This window comes from Providencia heimbachae ATCC 35613 (assembly GCF_001655055.1).
Lineage (GTDB): Bacteria > Pseudomonadota > Gammaproteobacteria > Enterobacterales > Enterobacteriaceae > Providencia > Providencia heimbachae.
In genome coordinates this window covers 54,289-71,240 of record NZ_LXEW01000009.1, presented here as the reverse complement: position 1 = coordinate 71,240, position 16,952 = coordinate 54,289, and the positions used below count along the sequence as shown (strand labels likewise).

The 16,952-nt window shown below is 36.5% G+C and carries 12 protein-coding genes; 7 read left to right on the top strand and 5 right to left on the bottom strand.

All coding sequences use genetic code 11. The features are described 5' to 3' along the window. Positions 1–5: 5 nt before the first annotated feature. On the top strand, positions 6–2,489 hold the full coding sequence (locus M998_RS01755) for a fimbria/pilus outer membrane usher protein (protein ID WP_068907235.1): 2,484 nt from the start codon (positions 6–8) through the stop codon (positions 2,487–2,489). After that, positions 2,480–3,475 carry a fimbrial protein gene (locus tag M998_RS01750; protein ID WP_068443631.1) on the top strand — a complete coding sequence of 332 codons (996 nt, stop codon included), beginning with the start codon at positions 2,480–2,482 and terminating at the stop codon, positions 3,473–3,475. The genes M998_RS01755 and M998_RS01750 overlap by 10 nt, the downstream gene beginning before the upstream one ends. 220 nt (positions 3,476–3,695) lie before the next feature. Here M998_RS01750 and M998_RS01745 read toward each other — a convergent pair whose 3' ends face one another. Next, positions 3,696–3,998 carry a helix-turn-helix domain-containing protein gene (locus tag M998_RS01745; RefSeq protein WP_068907234.1) on the bottom strand — a complete coding sequence of 101 codons (303 nt, stop codon included), beginning with the start codon at positions 3,996–3,998 and terminating at the stop codon, positions 3,696–3,698. Positions 3,999–4,931: 933 nt separating this feature from the next. Between M998_RS01745 and grxB the strand changes: the two genes are divergently transcribed. Next, entirely contained in the window at positions 4,932–5,573 is a 642-nt protein-coding gene (gene grxB / locus M998_RS01740; protein WP_311136263.1) for a glutaredoxin 2, read from the top strand. 100 nt (positions 5,574–5,673) lie between these two features. Here the strand turns inward: grxB and M998_RS01735 are convergent, their stop codons facing one another. Continuing rightward, a complete protein-coding gene (locus tag M998_RS01735; RefSeq protein WP_068443641.1) occupies positions 5,674–6,111 on the bottom strand; it encodes an META domain-containing protein in 438 nt (145 codons plus the stop codon). Positions 6,112–6,123: 12 nt separating this feature from the next. Continuing rightward, positions 6,124–7,125 (bottom strand): 2-hydroxyacid dehydrogenase, encoded by a 1,002-nt coding sequence (locus M998_RS01730; RefSeq protein WP_068443643.1) that lies wholly within the window; start codon positions 7,123–7,125, stop codon positions 6,124–6,126. 241 nt (positions 7,126–7,366) lie between these two features. Between M998_RS01730 and M998_RS01725 the strand changes: the two genes are divergently transcribed. From M998_RS01725 to M998_RS01715, 3 genes are read left to right on the top strand one after another with little or no spacing between them, the layout of a single operon-like run. Further along, positions 7,367–9,952, top strand: coding sequence for a YdbH family protein (locus M998_RS01725; RefSeq protein ID WP_068907233.1), 2,586 nt, complete (start codon positions 7,367–7,369; stop codon positions 9,950–9,952). A gap of 42 nt (positions 9,953–9,994) precedes the next feature. Next, a complete protein-coding gene (locus M998_RS19715; protein ID WP_082787580.1) occupies positions 9,995–10,168 on the top strand; it encodes a YnbE family lipoprotein in 174 nt (57 codons plus the stop codon). Continuing rightward, positions 10,165–10,494, top strand: coding sequence for a YdbL family probable chaperone protein (locus tag M998_RS01715; protein ID WP_068907232.1), 330 nt, complete (start codon positions 10,165–10,167; stop codon positions 10,492–10,494). The genes M998_RS19715 and M998_RS01715 overlap by 4 nt, the downstream gene beginning before the upstream one ends. 74 nt (positions 10,495–10,568) lie before the next feature. Here M998_RS01715 and M998_RS01710 read toward each other — a convergent pair whose 3' ends face one another. Then, positions 10,569–11,168, bottom strand: a complete 600-nt coding sequence (locus M998_RS01710) for an FMN-dependent NADH-azoreductase (protein WP_068443653.1) — start codon at positions 11,166–11,168, stop codon at positions 10,569–10,571. 198 nt (positions 11,169–11,366) lie between these two features. Between M998_RS01710 and hrpA the strand changes: the two genes are divergently transcribed. Then, entirely contained in the window at positions 11,367–15,287 is a 3,921-nt protein-coding gene (hrpA, locus tag M998_RS01705; protein ID WP_068907231.1) for an ATP-dependent RNA helicase HrpA, read from the top strand. Positions 15,288–15,565: 278 nt separating this feature from the next. On the opposite strand, the gene M998_RS01700 is transcribed toward hrpA, so the two are convergent. Next, positions 15,566–16,906, bottom strand: coding sequence for a basic amino acid/polyamine antiporter (locus M998_RS01700; protein ID WP_375342641.1), 1,341 nt, complete (start codon positions 16,904–16,906; stop codon positions 15,566–15,568). Positions 16,907–16,952: the final 46 nt, after the last annotated feature.

Sequence of the window (16,952 nt, the reverse complement as noted above, 5' to 3'; positions counted from 1 at the left end):
ATATAATGAAACAGCGAGAGTTAATAAATAAATATAGCAATACACTCTCTGTGACCTGCTTTGTTACCGCATGCATGTTACCTGCATTTTATGCATGGGGCGAAGAAGATACAGCCTATGAGTTCAATAGTGGTTTTATTATAGGCAGTAAAGAAGATATTGACTTAAAACGTTTCAATTCTTCAGGGATCAGTCCTGGCAAATATTCAGTGGATGTTTATACAAACAACAATTGGAAGGGACGCTATGATCTCAATTTTGAGGCACAAAAAAATGGTCAGTTAGCTGTGTGTTATACACCTGCAATGCTTTCTGATTTTGGCGTCAATGTCGAAAAATTAAATTCAAAAATCAGTAAAGACAATGATGCCTGTTTACCGTTGAAAGAATGGAATAATGAAAAAGATGTCGTTGATACTTTTCATTCTTCTACATTACGCTTAGACATCGCTGTCCCTCAAATATATGAGCAGAGAACTTCTCGTGGTTATGTTGCCCCCCAATTTTGGGAAACGGGTATTCCAGCTTTAAATATTGGCTACATGGCCAACTATTATGATAGTCATTCTAGTGGCTCACAAGGCACAAATAATGCGAGTGCTTATCTCGGATTAAATGCAGGTTTAAGTTTCGATGGTTGGTTACTTAAGCATTTAGGCAATCTTAGTTGGCAGCGTAATGACGGTACAAACTGGAATAGCAATCAAACCTATCTGCAAAAACCGATAGCGGCTTTAAAATCGAAAGCAACGGCAGGTCAATTTTATACAGATGGTGACTTATTCGATAGCATTAGTTTACGAGGGGCGAAGTTAGCAACTGATGACAATATGTACCCTGATGGTATGTCAACATACGCTCCCGAAATTAGGGGAATAGCACAGAGCAATGCTTTAGTTACCGTGAAACAAAATGACTCAATTATTTACCAAACGACCGTTTCACCGGGTCCATTTAATCTGACGGATGTTTATCCATCTGGTTACGGTAATGATTTAGTTGTTACTGTAAGAGAAGCCGATGGAAGCGAAACAAATTTTAGTGTGCCATATTCTTCATTAGCACAATTACTGCGTCCAGGTTTTACCCGTTATCAAGTTGCAGGAGGCAAGGCAGATGCTGATGGTTTGCGTAATCGTCCGTTTATTATGCAAGGCAGCATCCAACATGGCTTGAATAATACATTCACACTTTTTGGTGGAGTGACCGCATTTGATGATTATCAAGCTTATTTAATTGGAACGGGTGTTAACACAGGAATTGGTGCAGTGGCTGTTGATTTAACGCAATCGCGGACTGCGTTTAAACATAAAACTGAAAATGGGCAAAGCTACCGTTTAACATTTAGCCGCTTATTTACACAGACTGATACCAATTTAGTATTAGCAGCTTATCGATATTCTACTAAAGATTACTACAGTGTTAGTAACGCGTTATACGCAATAGATAATGATAAGCGCGGTGTTGTGGATACCCTAGGTCGTGAAAAAAATGGATTCAGCTACACCGTTAACCAAAATCTCCCAGATGGTTATGGCGGGTTCTATTTTACAGGACGGATTTCTAATTATTGGGATAAATCAGGTACAGAAAAACAATACCAACTTAGCTACAACAACAATCTTAATCGTCTCTCTTATGGCGTATCACTTATGAGAGTCTATGAAGAAAATAATAACAACAATAAAGATGATCGTATTAGTTTAAATTTAAGTTATCCACTGTATTTTGGTGAAAGCCAAAGCACGACATTGACATCAAATACAATTTTCAATAATGAAAAATTTGGTTCTAGCCAAATTGGTGCAAGTGGAGCATTCGACCGAGATAACAATTGGACCTATGGCGTGAATACTTCGGTTGCCAATGGTGGTCAAAAGAATATTGGACTAAATACGGGTTATCGATCTTCATTAATAAATACCAATGCAAATTATAGCCAAGGCCAGGGATACCGCCAATTTGGGGTTGGAGCGAACGGTTCGGTTGTTGTGCACTCCGGTGGAGTTACATTGACCCCGAATAATTCATCAACATTGGCGTTAATTGAAGCAAAAGGAGCAGAAGGTGCATCTATTATGGGAGCCCCGGGCACTCGGATTGATGGCAATGGCTATGCGGTTGCGCCATATGTTAGGGCTTATCGAATTAATAATGTTGAAATTGATCCGAAAGGTAGCCCAGAAGATATCGTTTTCGAAAATACCTCTATACAAGTCGTTCCTTATGAAGGCAGTGTAGTTAAGGTAAAGTTTGGCACTAAAGTGGAAAGAAACATTGCGTTTAATGTTATAAGACCAGCTAATAAGTCTATACCCTTTGGTGCAAACGTAACTAATTTACAAGGTGAATCGATTGGTATTGTTGGGCAAGGTGGCTCGGTATTTGTCAGTAGCGAAACAGCTAAAGATGCGGTTATTAAATGGGATAATGGTCAATGCTCATTCTCTCTAGAAGCTGGGAACAGTAAGGAAATTTTATGTCAATAATGAAACAATGGCACTGGTATATTGGAATTGGTGTCTTTCTTACTGCAAGTTATGCTTCAGCTTCTTGTACACGCACTTCAACAAGAACCTACGAACTAAATATGCAAATGGGAAGGGTTATTGTTGATCCTAATCTCAATGTTGGAGATGTAATTGCAGAGCAAACATGGGAAATGCGAGAAAATGCAAATGCCATTTATGCTAACTGTAAGAAAGGAACAGTAATAACGGCACAAGTTACCATGCCAACCTTAACGGCACTTTCAAATAAAGTTTATCAGACCAATGTTCCTGGAATTGGCATGAAATTTCACCGCGAAGGTGCTGTTAGGATGACATATCCTGATGTTTTTTATGCCCCGAATACTTCAAATTATTATTTGGCGGGTTCGACGTTTATTCTTACTTTAGTTAAAACAGCCCCAGTGACAGGATCGGGTACTATAGCGAGCGGTCTTTATACATCATATGGCTATATTCCAAATAATAATCCTTTTTTAATTACAAAATTGGATGCACATGCGATCACTATTGTTTCACCATCTTGCCAGGTGGAAGGAGGGCAAGAAAAGAATATTGTTCTTGACCCTATCAAGCGAGCTCAATTAAGTGGTGTGGGTACAACCGCCGGCGAAAAAGATTTTGATCTCAGGTTGATATGCAGTGGTGGTGTTAGTGTAACGGGTTATGCAAATGTTAATCTGACATTTAATGGTGATATACCACCACGTATGAATAATAACCAAGGTGTTTTAATAAATCAGATTCAATCATCTAATGGTGCGGCAGGTGTTGGAATACAAGTTTTAGAAAAAGAAAACAAAAAGCCAATTATGTTTAATCAAATTTATAAGGTTGGTAGATTAATAGATCAACAAAATAAATATCTTGATTTGAAATATACCGCAAGATATTACCAATATGGTCAGAAAATATCAGCAGGTGAAGTTAATTCTAAAATGGTTTTTGATATCACTTATGACTAAATGAGTATTAAGTTAAATAACTTAAATTTTTTAATTGATGCATTAAACCTAAATTAGTTAAAAATAAAGGCTAATCTGTAAATTTAAGATTAGCCTTTTTGATGGGAACAACATTAATAAAAGATAAGAAGTTAAATGAAAATAACATAGTATGTTGATATCTATGTCATTGTCATTTTTATTAGCACTTTCTTTTAAAAGAGAGCGGAGTGAGATTATTTTAAGAATGATTTTTAGATGCAATAACGATGCTTTCAGCAGTATATTTCAATTCTTGATTTATTGAATTTGTTAGCTTATTTGTATTATCATCCGAATAATCTTGAAAAAACCACTCGATAGGACAATTTAAAACAGCAGCAATATCCATTAAGTGGTTAATAGGAATTTTATTAACACCATTTTCATAACGAGATATCTGTTGTTGACTTAGATTTAATTTACTCGCCAAATTAGTCCCTGAAAGGCCTAGTTCTTTTCTCCGATTTTTTATTTTGATACCAATAATACTATGAATGTCCATATGATATCCTCAACTTGCTTGAAGGGTTATTATTATTAAATAGTTTACACGTTCTTATTATATTAAAAAAAAGCGAAAACTTAAAGATTAAATAGCTATTTATATTATAAATATTTTATAATTTTAACCTATGTGAGAACTAACTAAAAAGGTAGTACTATTGTTAATAGTAAGGCCTTTTTTATGAGTGTTAAAAAAAAGCACGGATTAATTTTAAGGATATTTTTATTAAATATATGATATGGATAGCTAATATAAAAACACATAACCAAATGATAGTAGTTTCATATAAAAACTTTATTATTATCAACGATATGGAATTATTGATTTATTTACATTCGATAGCCATTCAAATAAAATAATCAATGAAATAAATGTTAATTAATTTAATGTCGAGTGTAATGATATTGTTTATATAATGACTTGTTAAATTATTTGAATCATTTATATAATATTGAATAATTTATTTGAACTACTAATTAAAAACTACTACTGCTGTAATAAAAAGCGTCATTGTTAGGATTTTAGTTTCAAACAGACTCAAAGGTTAACATTATTTTTCTTCTAAAATCAATGTGATATAAGTGATTCGCTCATAATTCTGCAAATTGCAGGGTTGTTAGCTGTACTTAGCTACCCAGGGCATATACTTGTATATGCCCCTTATTATCCTCGTTTGTAGCTTACCCGCAACTCGAATTATTTTAGATATAGTTGTGAATGAATAAAGAAATTATGCTGTAAATTAAAAATAAATAGCAGCCACACAGGGTTAGTTACAACATGCTATTGGTTTTTTATAGGTTTAGAGTTTTATGTACCAAAATGTCATTTCTATTATAGAAAATAAAGTGTTGTAAAAATCATCCCGAAATTGATGAGGTCAATTATACTATAAGTACTTGGTTCTTATTTACGCAATTCATGAGGTTTATGATGAAATTATATATTTATGACCATTGCCCATTTTGTGTTCGCGCTAGAATGATTTTTGGTTTGAAAAAAATAGCGGTCGAGCAAATTATCCTCATGGATGACGATAAAGAAACGCCGATAAGTATGATTGGCCGAAAAATGTTACCTATTTTGCAAAAAGAGGATGGTGCTTTTTTGCCTGAAAGCATGGATATAGTGCATTATGTCGATCAACTAGGTGAACCAAAATTAGCCAATGGTGAGGTTTCTTCTCAAATTGACCAATGGTACAAAGAAGTATCAGGAGTGAGTCACAGGCTAGTAACACCACGTTTTGCTGAAACTAACTTTCCTGAAATAAGTACAGTTGAGGCGAAAGCCGCATATCTTGAACGGATTGTAAAATCATACGGTGATTTATCAGTATTACGCAAAGAAGCCCATACATTATTAGTTGAATTAGAGCCGCAAATGGGATTACTCGATGCTTGGTTAGATAACCGTGAAGAAGTCGTCGATATAAATGATTTTATTATTTTTCCAATCCTTCGTAGTTTAAGTATTGTTGCTGAGCTCTCTTTTAGTACCAATATTCAAAATTACATGACTCGTATGGCACAGGGATCACGTGTTAACTTGCTTTTTGATCAAGCAAAGTGAGTCACCATTATGGCTGAAGAGTCTTCAATACAGAAAATCCTAAACCCGCAACTAAAATTTAACTGCGGGTTTAGGCGGTAGTTATCTTAATTACAGAATTTTAATTTACATAATCACGTAGTGTGTAAACCAGCTGATAGTGGCCTTGAACCAATACTAATCGATTACTTGAGTAGCTAATAGTTGCACCATTACTTAGCATCCGGTTAATCAATAAGTCCCACTTTGATAGCTCTTCATCTACACATTCGAGCTCTGTTTTGCTTAGGTTTTTAACAGTTAATTTAGCGTTATTAACTACGCCAAATCCATTGAAATCATTACACATAGAGGCGGAAATAAACATTTTTTCACCAAATGAAATTGATGGAGTAGTTTGTTTATTATGAATAGCTTTGCCATCTACTTCAGTCAAAACAAAATTATGGTGCATTAATTTTTGTTCAAACGCTTGATTGTTATTTCCTGCATTAACTCTTGGTGTTTGACACGCCGCTAATAATAGACCGAATAATGTCAGCGGTATTAAACGTTTCATTATAAGTAGATCCTACGAAGGCTTAACAACATTCGGGCAATTTTCACCTAGACTTATTTGGCGAATATTATTTAGCGTTGTAAAGCTAATGCTGGTTAATGCTTCTTCAGTTAAAAAAGCTTGGTGTCCTGTGAATAGCACATTATGACAGGATGAAAGGCGACGGAAGATATCATCTTGGATGACATCATTAGATTTATCTTCAAAAAAGAGGTCACGTTCATTTTCATAAACATCCATTCCAAGCGCACCAATTTTTTGTGATTTAAGTGCATTTATCGCAGCGGCTGAATCTATAAGAGCACCACGACTCGTATTTATAATCATCACACCATCCTTCATTTTATTAAATGAAGTTTCATCAAGTAAGTGATGATTTTCAGATGTTAGAGGGCAGTGTAGTGAAATAACATCAGACTGCTCATATAAGCTATCTAAATCAACATATTCGGCACCAAGATCTAATACTACTTGGTTGGGATACGGATCATGAGCAAGTAAACGCATTCCAAAACCTTTAAGGATCCGTAAAGTTGCTTGTCCAATTTTCCCTGTACCAATGATACCCACAGTACGGTTATGCATATTGAAACCTGTCAGGCCTTCAAGGGAAAAATTGGCATCGCGTGTACGTTGATAGGCTCGATGAATTCGTCGATTAAGACATAGCATCATACCTACGGCATGTTCAGCGACAGCTTCAGGAGAGTAAGCGGGAACGCGCACAACTTGAATACCAAGTTCACTTGCCGCTTTTAAGTCAACATTATTAAAACCCGCACAGCGTAAAGCGAGTATACGAATATTTAGAGCTGCGAGCTCTTCTAATACTTCTCGAGTCGCTTCATCATTCACAAAGATACAAATGGCATCAGCACCAACGGCATTCTTTGCTGTTTGTACCGTCAATGGAAAATCAAAGTATTCAATACTAAAATTAAACTCTGATTGTTGATTGACTTGTTCCATATGTTTACGATCATACTGTTTGGTACTATAAGAAACGATTTTCATCAGAGAGACTCCACAAATGATTAGGAACCAAAAATAACAAATGCGTAGGTAAAAAGAGAACCTACAAAATATAAGATCAGAATAAGACAATTGGGGGTGTAAATCATCAACAAATTGAGAAAACTAGTATCTGTTTACTTTTAATTATTGCTTATGTTTCATAAACAGCAATTTAATGTGAAAATAGAATCAAAAATAATCAAGGCTATAGTGTCACTCTGATGAAACAAGGAAGCTATTAATGAACAGGGCATGTAAAATTCTACTTTTGGTTTGTAGCATTAGCTTTGCTTTCTTTATTTTATTGTGGGTAACGTTTACTCGTTGGGTTCCTATTGTTGCTGCACATTTCTTGCCTCCATCAGTGACCCTGTCACTTTCTCAGCCGAGATTTAACAACCACCAACTCCAAATCAATCAAATAACGCTTAATGCGGGAACGTGTCATTTACTTGAAATTAATGACATTAGAGCGTCATGGCTTCCATTACATATAAAAGTTAATAGTCTGAATAGTTCCGCTGTATGCTTAAATGAAATAGAGGCAACGGATAATCCTTCTGAGCCAATAAATATTGCTGAGTTAGTCAATAATATCCCCTACTTTTCACTGGTTATTGATAATGTTGATACCCAACCGTGGTCAGATTACAACGGAAGCCTCTGGTTACGAAGTAACACTGCATCCCCACTACAATTAGATTATCGCGGTGAAAATTTAGAGGTATCATCACGGATTACTGCGGATGAGCAGCTAGTTATTAATGATTTTTCTGTATTTTTACCTGAATTCAAACAGCGAGTTGAATTAACTGGGGGCTTAAAGCTTCCTCTTACAGCAGACAAATTACCTGAAAATGGGGCAGTCGAAGCTAAATTTAAATTATTAGCCCCTAACAAATCGCTACTCGCTAAACTTGAATGGCAAAATAACCAAGGCACATTGAATCTAACTGATTTAGATGAGCAAAAAGATATATTGAATTTACCTTGGCATTTATCTGATACAAATTTAAAAATTACTCAAGGGCAATGGCAGTGGCAAGAAGCCAATATTCCAGTTCAGGGCGGCATAGCACTGCAAATTGATCATTGGAATAAAACATTGAGTGAAATGGTTTTTACTGGGCGATTAAATATAATTACTCAAGCGAGTAAAGGTAAAGCTAATCTTGTTTTAACTCTTCCACCGAGCCAGATTAATTTTTTAGATGCCAATATAAATTTAAGGTTAAATGGACAAATTAAGTACAATGATCTTGCTGTCGATATTAATTTACCCGCCAAAATTACGGGGCAATTAGCGCTACCGTCTATTTCGTTTCTGCCTGGATCATTATTAAGAGCTTATGGACGAGTTTCGCCTACTATTTTACTACAAGAAATCCGATTGCCATTAGCGGGCACATCTTTAAGCCATGAAGGCATTTCAGGTCGCTTACAGGCTATTTTAAAAATAAAAGAGCAATATTGGGGCGATTTTGCGATTCATTTAGATGGCAGTGCGAATAAATTTACCATTGATAATGGCAAGTGGTTCTGGAATTACTGGGGAAATGCAAGACTACCCGCTTTAAGTGCGCGTTGGGATATAAAAGGACAAGGTAATTGGCAAGATACATTAATCACACTCAATAGTTTAACGACAGGTTTTGACCAAATAAAGTATGGTTTGCTATCTATGAGTTCTCCACGATTGATTTTGACCAAACCTTTGCAATGGCAGCGTGATGAGAAAAAAGCTAATTTTTATGGTTCGTTAGAAATGACGAGCAATAGAATGCTATTTGGCACTAATAGCTACTTACCGAAAATAACCGCAAAAGCAGATATAAAAGGTAAATCACCTGCAGATTTCCAATTAAAGGGGGATCTAAGCACTAAAAATGTAGGGCCTATTGTCATCTTTGGTCGTTGGGATGGCGAACGCTTAAGAGGTGAGGCTCGTTGGCCTGAGCAGTCAGTAACTGCATTTCAAACATTAATTCCTGTTGATTTAGGTATTGAACTGCGCCAAGGAAAACTATTTTCTCAAGCTGCATTTTCAATGACACCGGAGGAGGGGTTTACTGCTGGTGGACATTGGCGAGTTGCAAATACAAGCTTGTGGTTAAAAGATGGGGAAATAAATGGACTTGATTTCGTTCTTCCGTGGCGTCTAAAAAACAGTACTTGGACGCTAGGTGAGAAATCATCAGTTGAACTACGAATAAAACAATTAACAAATTTATTTGAACTGACGGACATAACCGCCGATCTCACCGGAACTTATCCGCCTTCAGATGCCAAACCGCTATCATTAAGTAATGTTGGTTTTAAAATGTTAGGTGGAGAGGTTCACCTTGACTTACTTAGGTGGCCACAGAATAAGGCATCAACAATTAAGCTACATCAAATTGAGCTTAGTCAATTATTTACCTTACTAAAAGTATCCCAATTTGCCGTTTCAGGAAGAGTCAATGGGGAGTTACCTTTTTACCTTAATAACCCAGAATGGATAGTAAAAAAGGGTTGGATGGAAAATAGTGGGCCTTTGACCTTAAGACTTGATACACAATTTGTTGAATCAATCCAAAAAGATAATATTTCAGCGGGTTCTGCAATTGGTTGGTTACAATATCTTGAGATTGAGCGTAGCCGAACTGATGTAAATATTACCAATTTAGGTTTATTATCAATGAAAACTATCCTTGAGGGTTATAATTCCCAAGAGAAGAAAAAGCGAGAAGTACATTTAAATTATCAGCACGAAGAAAACATCTTTCAACTTTGGCGAAGCTTGCGCTTTGGTAGCAGTCTAGAAGAATGGTTAGAAAAAAATCTATAAAGGATAAATGTGAAAATATTAAAGATTAGCTTATTAGTCACTATGGTTATTGCTTTGTCGGCTTGCCTTAGAGTAGAGGTAGCAACACCCGATAAACCGATCAATATAAATATGAATGTTAAAATTGAACATGAAATCCAAATAAAAGCTGACCGCCAGGTTGAGGAATTACTTAAAGAAAATAGCGACTTATTTGGTGAGGTGAATGATAAATGATGACATTTATTAAAGTTATTATTCTGTGTTCTCTATTTGGTACATTTTCTGTTTATGCTCTTACTGTCGATGAGGCCAAAGAGCACGGTATGATTGGTGAAACATTATCCGGTTATTTAGCTGCGGTTGATCAAAATGATAAAGATGCTGTTAAATTAACAGATAAAATTAATCATGAGCGTGATTTAAAATATAGTGAAATCGCGCAGAAAAATAATCTTAAAACTAAAGATGTTGCTAGAATTGCAGGCCAAAAATTAGTTGAAAGAGCAAGTTCGGGGGAATATGTTCGAGGTATTAACGGCCAGTGGCTCAAGAAGAAATAAAAATGCGCACTAAAAAGTGCGCCAAGGTAGTAAGGGGAATACGTAGATTGCTTTAATGAAATAGAGACTTAAATTTAAGCTACAAGGTTGTCAATATGCTCTTTAGCTTTTAAATGGGCTTGTTCTGCTAACTCGGGGCTCAGTGCAATGCCCTCTGCAAAAATAAATTCAATATCAGTGATACCGATGAAGTTTAAAAATAAGGTTAAATAAGGGACCATAGTATCAGTAGGTGTATCCTTATATATTCCGCCACGGCTAGTCAAAACATAAGCTTTTTTGTTTTCCAATAAACCCACAGAACCTTGTTGAGTATATTTAAATGTCATGCCTGATCTGGCGATAAAATCAAAATAGTGTTTTAAATGCGAAGAAATAGTAAAATTGTACATTGGGGCGGCAATGATAATGACGTCACTATCATTAAGCTCATTAATTAACTGATTTGACAGATCCAAATGTGCTTGTTGTTGCTCAGTTTTCGTGTCAGCAGAGGTAAATGCTGTTAATATTTCACCATCGAGTGCTGGGATAGGGTCATTGACTAAATCACGAACAGTTAATTCATCTGTTGGATTTTTTTCCTGCCATTGTTGAATAAAATATTCTGCCATTTTATTACTTTGTGAATAGTCGGCTAGAATACTTGATTTCAATAACAATAATTTACTCATTTCTTTCCTCAAAACTGATTAGTGTTGCATTATTATTTATAATACTTGATATGTAACTGATTGATAGAGAGAAATTCAGATAGCTTAGTTCAAAAAAATTGATGGTATTTTCATGATATAACTAGAATCATAATTAAATATAAGAATATTATCTGATTTAATGACAATAATATATTTTGTTGTTAAATATGTAACAATATGAAAAATAAGGATTTAAAATTGAAATCCATACTGGCAGCATTAGAAGCTGATATTGGACAAACGTCATTACGCGATCAATTTTTTTTAAAAAAAAGGATCTATGGTATTGCTAAGATACAAGATGAAAAGTCTCGTACAGCAATTCTGGATGTGATTAAAGCCGATATCGAAACGGCCAAACAAAAGGTAGCGACTAAGCGCCTCAATCCGCCGACAATTCGTTATCCTGATAATTTACCGGTAAGTCAGAAAAAAGACGTTATTTTAGATGCGATTAAAAAGCATCAGGTTGTCATTATTGCAGGCGAAACAGGTTCTGGTAAGACAACCCAAATACCTAAAATTTGTTTGGAGTTGGGTCGGGGGATCCAAGGATTCATCGGTCATACGCAACCAAGAAGATTGGCTGCTCGTTCTGTTGCTACCCGTCTTGCCCAAGAATTAGAATGCGAATTAGGACAAAATGTAGGATATAAAGTTCGTTTTAGTGATCAAGTTGGCGAAAATACGCAAGTCAAATTGATGACTGATGGTATTTTATTAGCAGAATTACAGAACGATAAATTACTTCTGCAGTACGATACAATTATTATCGATGAAGCGCATGAACGAAGCTTAAATATCGATTTTATATTGGGTTATTTACGTCAATTGCTGCCCAAAAGACCCGATTTAAAAATTATTATTACCTCTGCGACAATTGATCCGGAACGTTTTTCTCGTCATTTTAACCATGCTCCAATTGTTGAGGTTTCAGGCCGTACTTACCCTGTGGAGGTTCGTTACCGCCCAGTCATGGGAGATGATAACGACAATGAACGAGATCAAATAGACGGGATCATTGATGCCGTTAATGAACTATCCGTGGAAGGAAATGGCGATATTTTGATTTTCATGAGCGGTGAGCGAGAAATTCGTGATACAGCTGATGCACTTTCAAAATTACAACTTAGACATACTGAAATTTTACCTCTGTTTGCTAGGCTTTCAAATAGTGAACAAAATCGTATTTTTCATCCCCATGGTGGTCGGCGAATTATCCTTTCCACTAACGTGGCAGAAACATCATTAACTGTTCCAGGGATCAAATATGTCATTGATACTGGTTATGCAAGAATTAGCCGTTACAGTTACCGAACTAAAGTCCAACGATTGCCTGTAGAGCCTATTTCACAAGCCTCTGCAAATCAACGAAAAGGGCGTTGTGGCCGTGTTTCTGACGGTATTTGTATTCGTTTATATTCTGAGGATGATTTTTTATCACGCCCAGAATTTACCGATCCTGAAATTTTAAGAACAAATTTAGCCTCCGTTATTTTACAGATGACATCGATCGGATTAGGCGATATTGCAGCCTTTCCTTTTGTGGAAGCACCCGATAAACGTAATATTCAAGATGGTGTTAAATTACTTGAGGAGCTGGGGGCAGTTCAACCTCATAAGCTTGCTGAACGTGGATATCAATTAACCGAAATTGGCCGCCAATTAGCTCAACTTCCGGTTGATCCAAGACTTGCTCGAATGGTTATTGAAGCAAGAAAACATGGTGCAGTACGTGAAGCGATGGTGATCGTTTCGGCATTGTCAATTCAAGATCCAAGAGAAAGACCCTTAGAGAAACAGCAAGCCTCCGATGAAAAGCATCGACGTTTTCATGATAAACAATCGGATTTCCTTGCTTTTCTAAACTTATGGAACTATTTGAAAGAGCAGCAAAAAACACTGTCAAATGCACAGTTTAGAAAAATGTGTCGCCAAGATTTTCTGAATTATCTTCGTATTCGTGAATGGCAAGATTTGTATACTCAGCTTAGACAAGTTGTAAAAGAACAAGGGTTTGCGATTAATAGTGTGGAAGCTGATTTTCGTAGTATTCATGTATCGTTACTTGCTGGATTACTTTCTCATGTCGGTCAAAAAGACGCAGATAAACCTGAATTTACCGGGGCTAGGAATGCTCGCTTTACAATCTTTCCTGGCTCGGGTCTATTTAAAAAACCGCCTAAATGGGCAATGGTCGCTGAACTTGTTGAAACATCAAAACTATGGGGCAGAATTGCCGCTTCAATTGACCCTGAATGGATTGAGCCATTAGCGGAACACCTTACTAAACACAATTACAGCGAGCCTCATTGGTCAAAATCGGAAGGCGCTGTTATGGCTTCAGAGAAGGTGACACTCTATGGTTTGCCAATTGTTGCTTCACGTCAGGTTAATTATGGCAATATAGACCCGTTATTATGCCGTGAATTATTTATTCGCCATGCTTTGGTTGAAGGTGATTGGACAACCCGACATGCATTCTTTAAAGAAAATCTGAAGTTATTGTCCGAGATTGAAGATTTAGAACATAAATCGAGACGCCGAGATATACTTGTTGATGATGAAACACTGTTTGCTTTTTATGATCAACGAATTCCGAATGATGTTATTTCATCTCGTCATTTTGATAATTGGTGGAAGACGGTATCTAAGCAGCAATCTGACCTTCTTAATTTCGAAAAAAATATGCTTATTAAGGATGATGCTGCGAATGTATCAGCCCTTGATTATCCTAACTATTGGTATCAAGGTGATTTAAAATTCCGCCTTAGTTATCAATTTGAACCGGGTACTGATGCTGATGGTGTCACGGTACATATTCCATTAGCGATTTTAAATCAGGTCCAAAATACGGGTTTCGACTGGCAAGTTCCCGGATTACGGCATGAATTAATTGTAGCTTTAATTAAGTCATTACCTAAACCGATTCGACGTAATTTCGTCCCTGCACCTAATTATGCATCTGCATTTCTTGAACGCGTGCCTGTACCTGAAGGTAGCGTTCTCGATAAGCTCGAACGTGAACTGCGCCGGATGACAGGCGTTTCGGTTGATAGAGATTCATGGCAACTTGAGCAACTACCGGTGCATTTAAAAATGACGTATCGGGTCATTGGCGATAAAAATAAAACTATTGCGGAAGGGCAAGATCTAGATGCATTAAAAAATAGCCTAAAAGAAAAAGTGCAAGAAACACTTTCAGAAGTTGTAGATGATGGTATTGAACAAAACGGATTACATATTTGGAGCTTTGGCGAATTACCTCAACGTTACGAACAAAAACGCGGTGGATATTCAGTTAAAGCTTATCCTGCATTAGTCGATGAAAAAACGAGTGTAGGCATTCGTGTATTTGAAACTGAGCTTGAACAACAACAAGCCATGTGGGCTGGGGTACGTAGATTATTACTATTGAATATCCCATCTCCAATTAAATATTTACATGAAAAACTACCCAATAAATCGAAACTTGGGCTCTACTTTAATCCATATGGCAAGGTTTTAGAGTTAATTGATGACTGTATTGCATGCGGTATCGATCAATTAATTTCAACTTATGGTGGGCCAGTTTGGAATGAAGAACAATTTGAAAAATTAAAAGAGTATGCACGCGCTGAATTAAATGATGCGGTTGTTAATATTGCTAAGCAAGTTGAGCAAATTTTAACATCAGTTTTTGCCATAAATAAAAGGTTAAAGGGGCGTGTAGATTTTTCTATGGCATTAGCGCTATCAGACTTAAAAGCACAAATGTCCGGTTTAGTATTTAAAGGGTTTGTAACGACTCATGGTTGGAAACGCTTACCTGATATCTTACGTTATTTGAATGGCATAGAACGTAGATTAGAGAAATTAGCAATTGATCCAAATAGAGACCGCGCACAGATGAGTAAGGTAGAACATGTACAAAATATGTGGCAGCAGTGGATGTCAAAATTGACGCCATTACAGAAAACATTACCTGAAGTGCAAGAAGTTCGTTGGATGATTGAAGAATTACGAGTGAGTTTATTTGCACAGCAATTAGGGACGCCATATCCAATTTCTGATAAACGAATAATTCAAACGATGGAAAATATCACTGCACAATTGTAATGATTACAAATTTATCATAATTAATATAGGCACTTAGATCGGGTTCTCTGATGATTTAAGTGCCTTTTCTTTTTATATTCCAATTTAGTTACAACATACTAGTGCGTTTAATGAAATTTACACCTGAAGCATGAGAAATATTACATAAAAATAAAAAGTCTAAAAGGGTGGTTGGTTCAAGGGTAGTAAATGGAAAGGTGACTTAAGATTTGGAACAAGGAATGGCATAAAGGAGAAGGTAAATTTAGACTAACTTAATTCACCTTCTCCTAAGATTTTTATGCCACTAAATAGTAAAGAGCCGGTATTGCCGTAAATGCAATACAATAGGCTGCTATTTTTTCAATTAATTTTAATGGCATTTTGGCTGTTTGTTGAGAGCGTGCATATAAGAAAACGAGGATGCCCGGTGCATATAGCACGACAGATAACAAAAGATTAATTAACCCAGAAGCGTATAAGAGCCATAGCCCATAAGTGCTGGCCACAAAACCAACAGCAAATAATGCTTTATTATGTCGCTCAAGTGCGACTTTTATTAAAAAAGCACCCACTAAGAAATAAGGGACTAGTATCATCTCAGATGCAATAGTTAGCAATGTATTGTAATTACTACCACTGAGCCAGATAAGAACCAGAGAAAGCTGTACAGCACTGTTAGTTAGCCATAAGGAAGATGAGGGGGCATCATTCGCATTGAGTTTGTTAAATATTTTTGGAAATGACTGGTATTGGGCTGCAATATAAGGAACTTCAGCAGCCATGATTGTCCAGCTTAAATAAGCACCACAAACAGAAATAATGAGACCCGCAGCAATAATGATATCACCACTCGATCCTATCAAATTAACCATTAAAGTTGCCATTGATGGGTTTTTGATTTGAGCAAGCTCAGCTTGCGGCATTATTCCTAATGATAGCAGTGTAACTAAAATATAAATTATTAAAGCGGAACTAACAGCAAAAATAGTTGCTAAGCCCACATCACGACGATTTTTAGCTCTAGCAGAGACAACAACCGCACCTTCGATACCGATAAATACCCATAAGGTTATAAGCATGGTGTCTTTGACTTGTTGCCAAACAGGCACTCCAAGTTCAATACCACTAAAATCAGCATTAAATATATCGAGCTTGAAAGCTAAAAAGGCAAGCACAACAAATAAACCAAGTGGCACTAACTTTGCGAGCGTTGCGAGTTTATTGATACCTGCTGCAGTTTGCACTCCCCGCAAAACTAAATAGTGAACAATCCATAAAAGAATAGATTCACCAATTAATGCTTGCCACGTGTTGCCATCACCGAAAATGATGTTATCTGGCGTATCTGTAAAAAAACTAATGGCTGCAAAGACAATGACTAAGTAAGACACATTGGCGACAACAGCACATAGCCAATATCCCCATGCAGAACAAAAGCCAACGAACTCACCAAATCCTACTTTTGCATAAGTGAATATTCCACCATCTAGGTCAGGACGGAGCCGGGATAACAGTAAAAGTGAAAATGCCAAAAATAGAATACCAACGCCAGTAATACACCAGCCAATTATCAAAGCCATCGGACTGGCAACTTCAGCCATATTTTGAGGAAGGCTAAATACACCAGCACCAACCATTGAGCTAAGTACTAATGCGGTTAGGGCTGTAAGACTTAATGTATTT

What these genes read in the sequence shown, in the direction of transcription:
- M998_RS01750 (WP_068443631.1), top strand. Translation starts at nt 2,480, where the DNA reads ATGTCAATAATGAAACAATGGCACTGGTATATTGGAATTGGTGTCTTT.
- grxB (WP_311136263.1), top strand. Translation starts at nt 4,932, where the DNA reads ATGATGAAATTATATATTTATGACCATTGCCCATTTTGTGTTCGCGCT.
- M998_RS19715 (WP_082787580.1), top strand. Translation starts at nt 9,995, where the DNA reads ATGGTTATTGCTTTGTCGGCTTGCCTTAGAGTAGAGGTAGCAACACCC.
- M998_RS01715 (WP_068907232.1), top strand. Translation starts at nt 10,165, where the DNA reads ATGATGACATTTATTAAAGTTATTATTCTGTGTTCTCTATTTGGTACA.
- M998_RS01730 (WP_068443643.1), bottom strand. Translation starts at nt 7,125, where the DNA reads ATGAAAATCGTTTCTTATAGTACCAAACAGTATGATCGTAAACATATG.
- M998_RS01745 (WP_068907234.1), bottom strand. Translation starts at nt 3,998, where the DNA reads ATGGACATTCATAGTATTATTGGTATCAAAATAAAAAATCGGAGAAAA.
- M998_RS01725 (WP_068907233.1), top strand. Translation starts at nt 7,367, where the DNA reads ATGAACAGGGCATGTAAAATTCTACTTTTGGTTTGTAGCATTAGCTTT.
- M998_RS01700 (WP_375342641.1), bottom strand. Translation starts at nt 16,906, where the DNA reads ATGGTTGGTGCTGGTGTATTTAGCCTTCCTCAAAATATGGCTGAAGTT.
- hrpA (WP_068907231.1), top strand. Translation starts at nt 11,367, where the DNA reads ATGAAAAATAAGGATTTAAAATTGAAATCCATACTGGCAGCATTAGAA.
- M998_RS01755 (WP_068907235.1), top strand. Translation starts at nt 6, where the DNA reads ATGAAACAGCGAGAGTTAATAAATAAATATAGCAATACACTCTCTGTG.
- M998_RS01710 (WP_068443653.1), bottom strand. Translation starts at nt 11,168, where the DNA reads ATGAGTAAATTATTGTTATTGAAATCAAGTATTCTAGCCGACTATTCA.
- M998_RS01735 (WP_068443641.1), bottom strand. Translation starts at nt 6,111, where the DNA reads ATGAAACGTTTAATACCGCTGACATTATTCGGTCTATTATTAGCGGCG.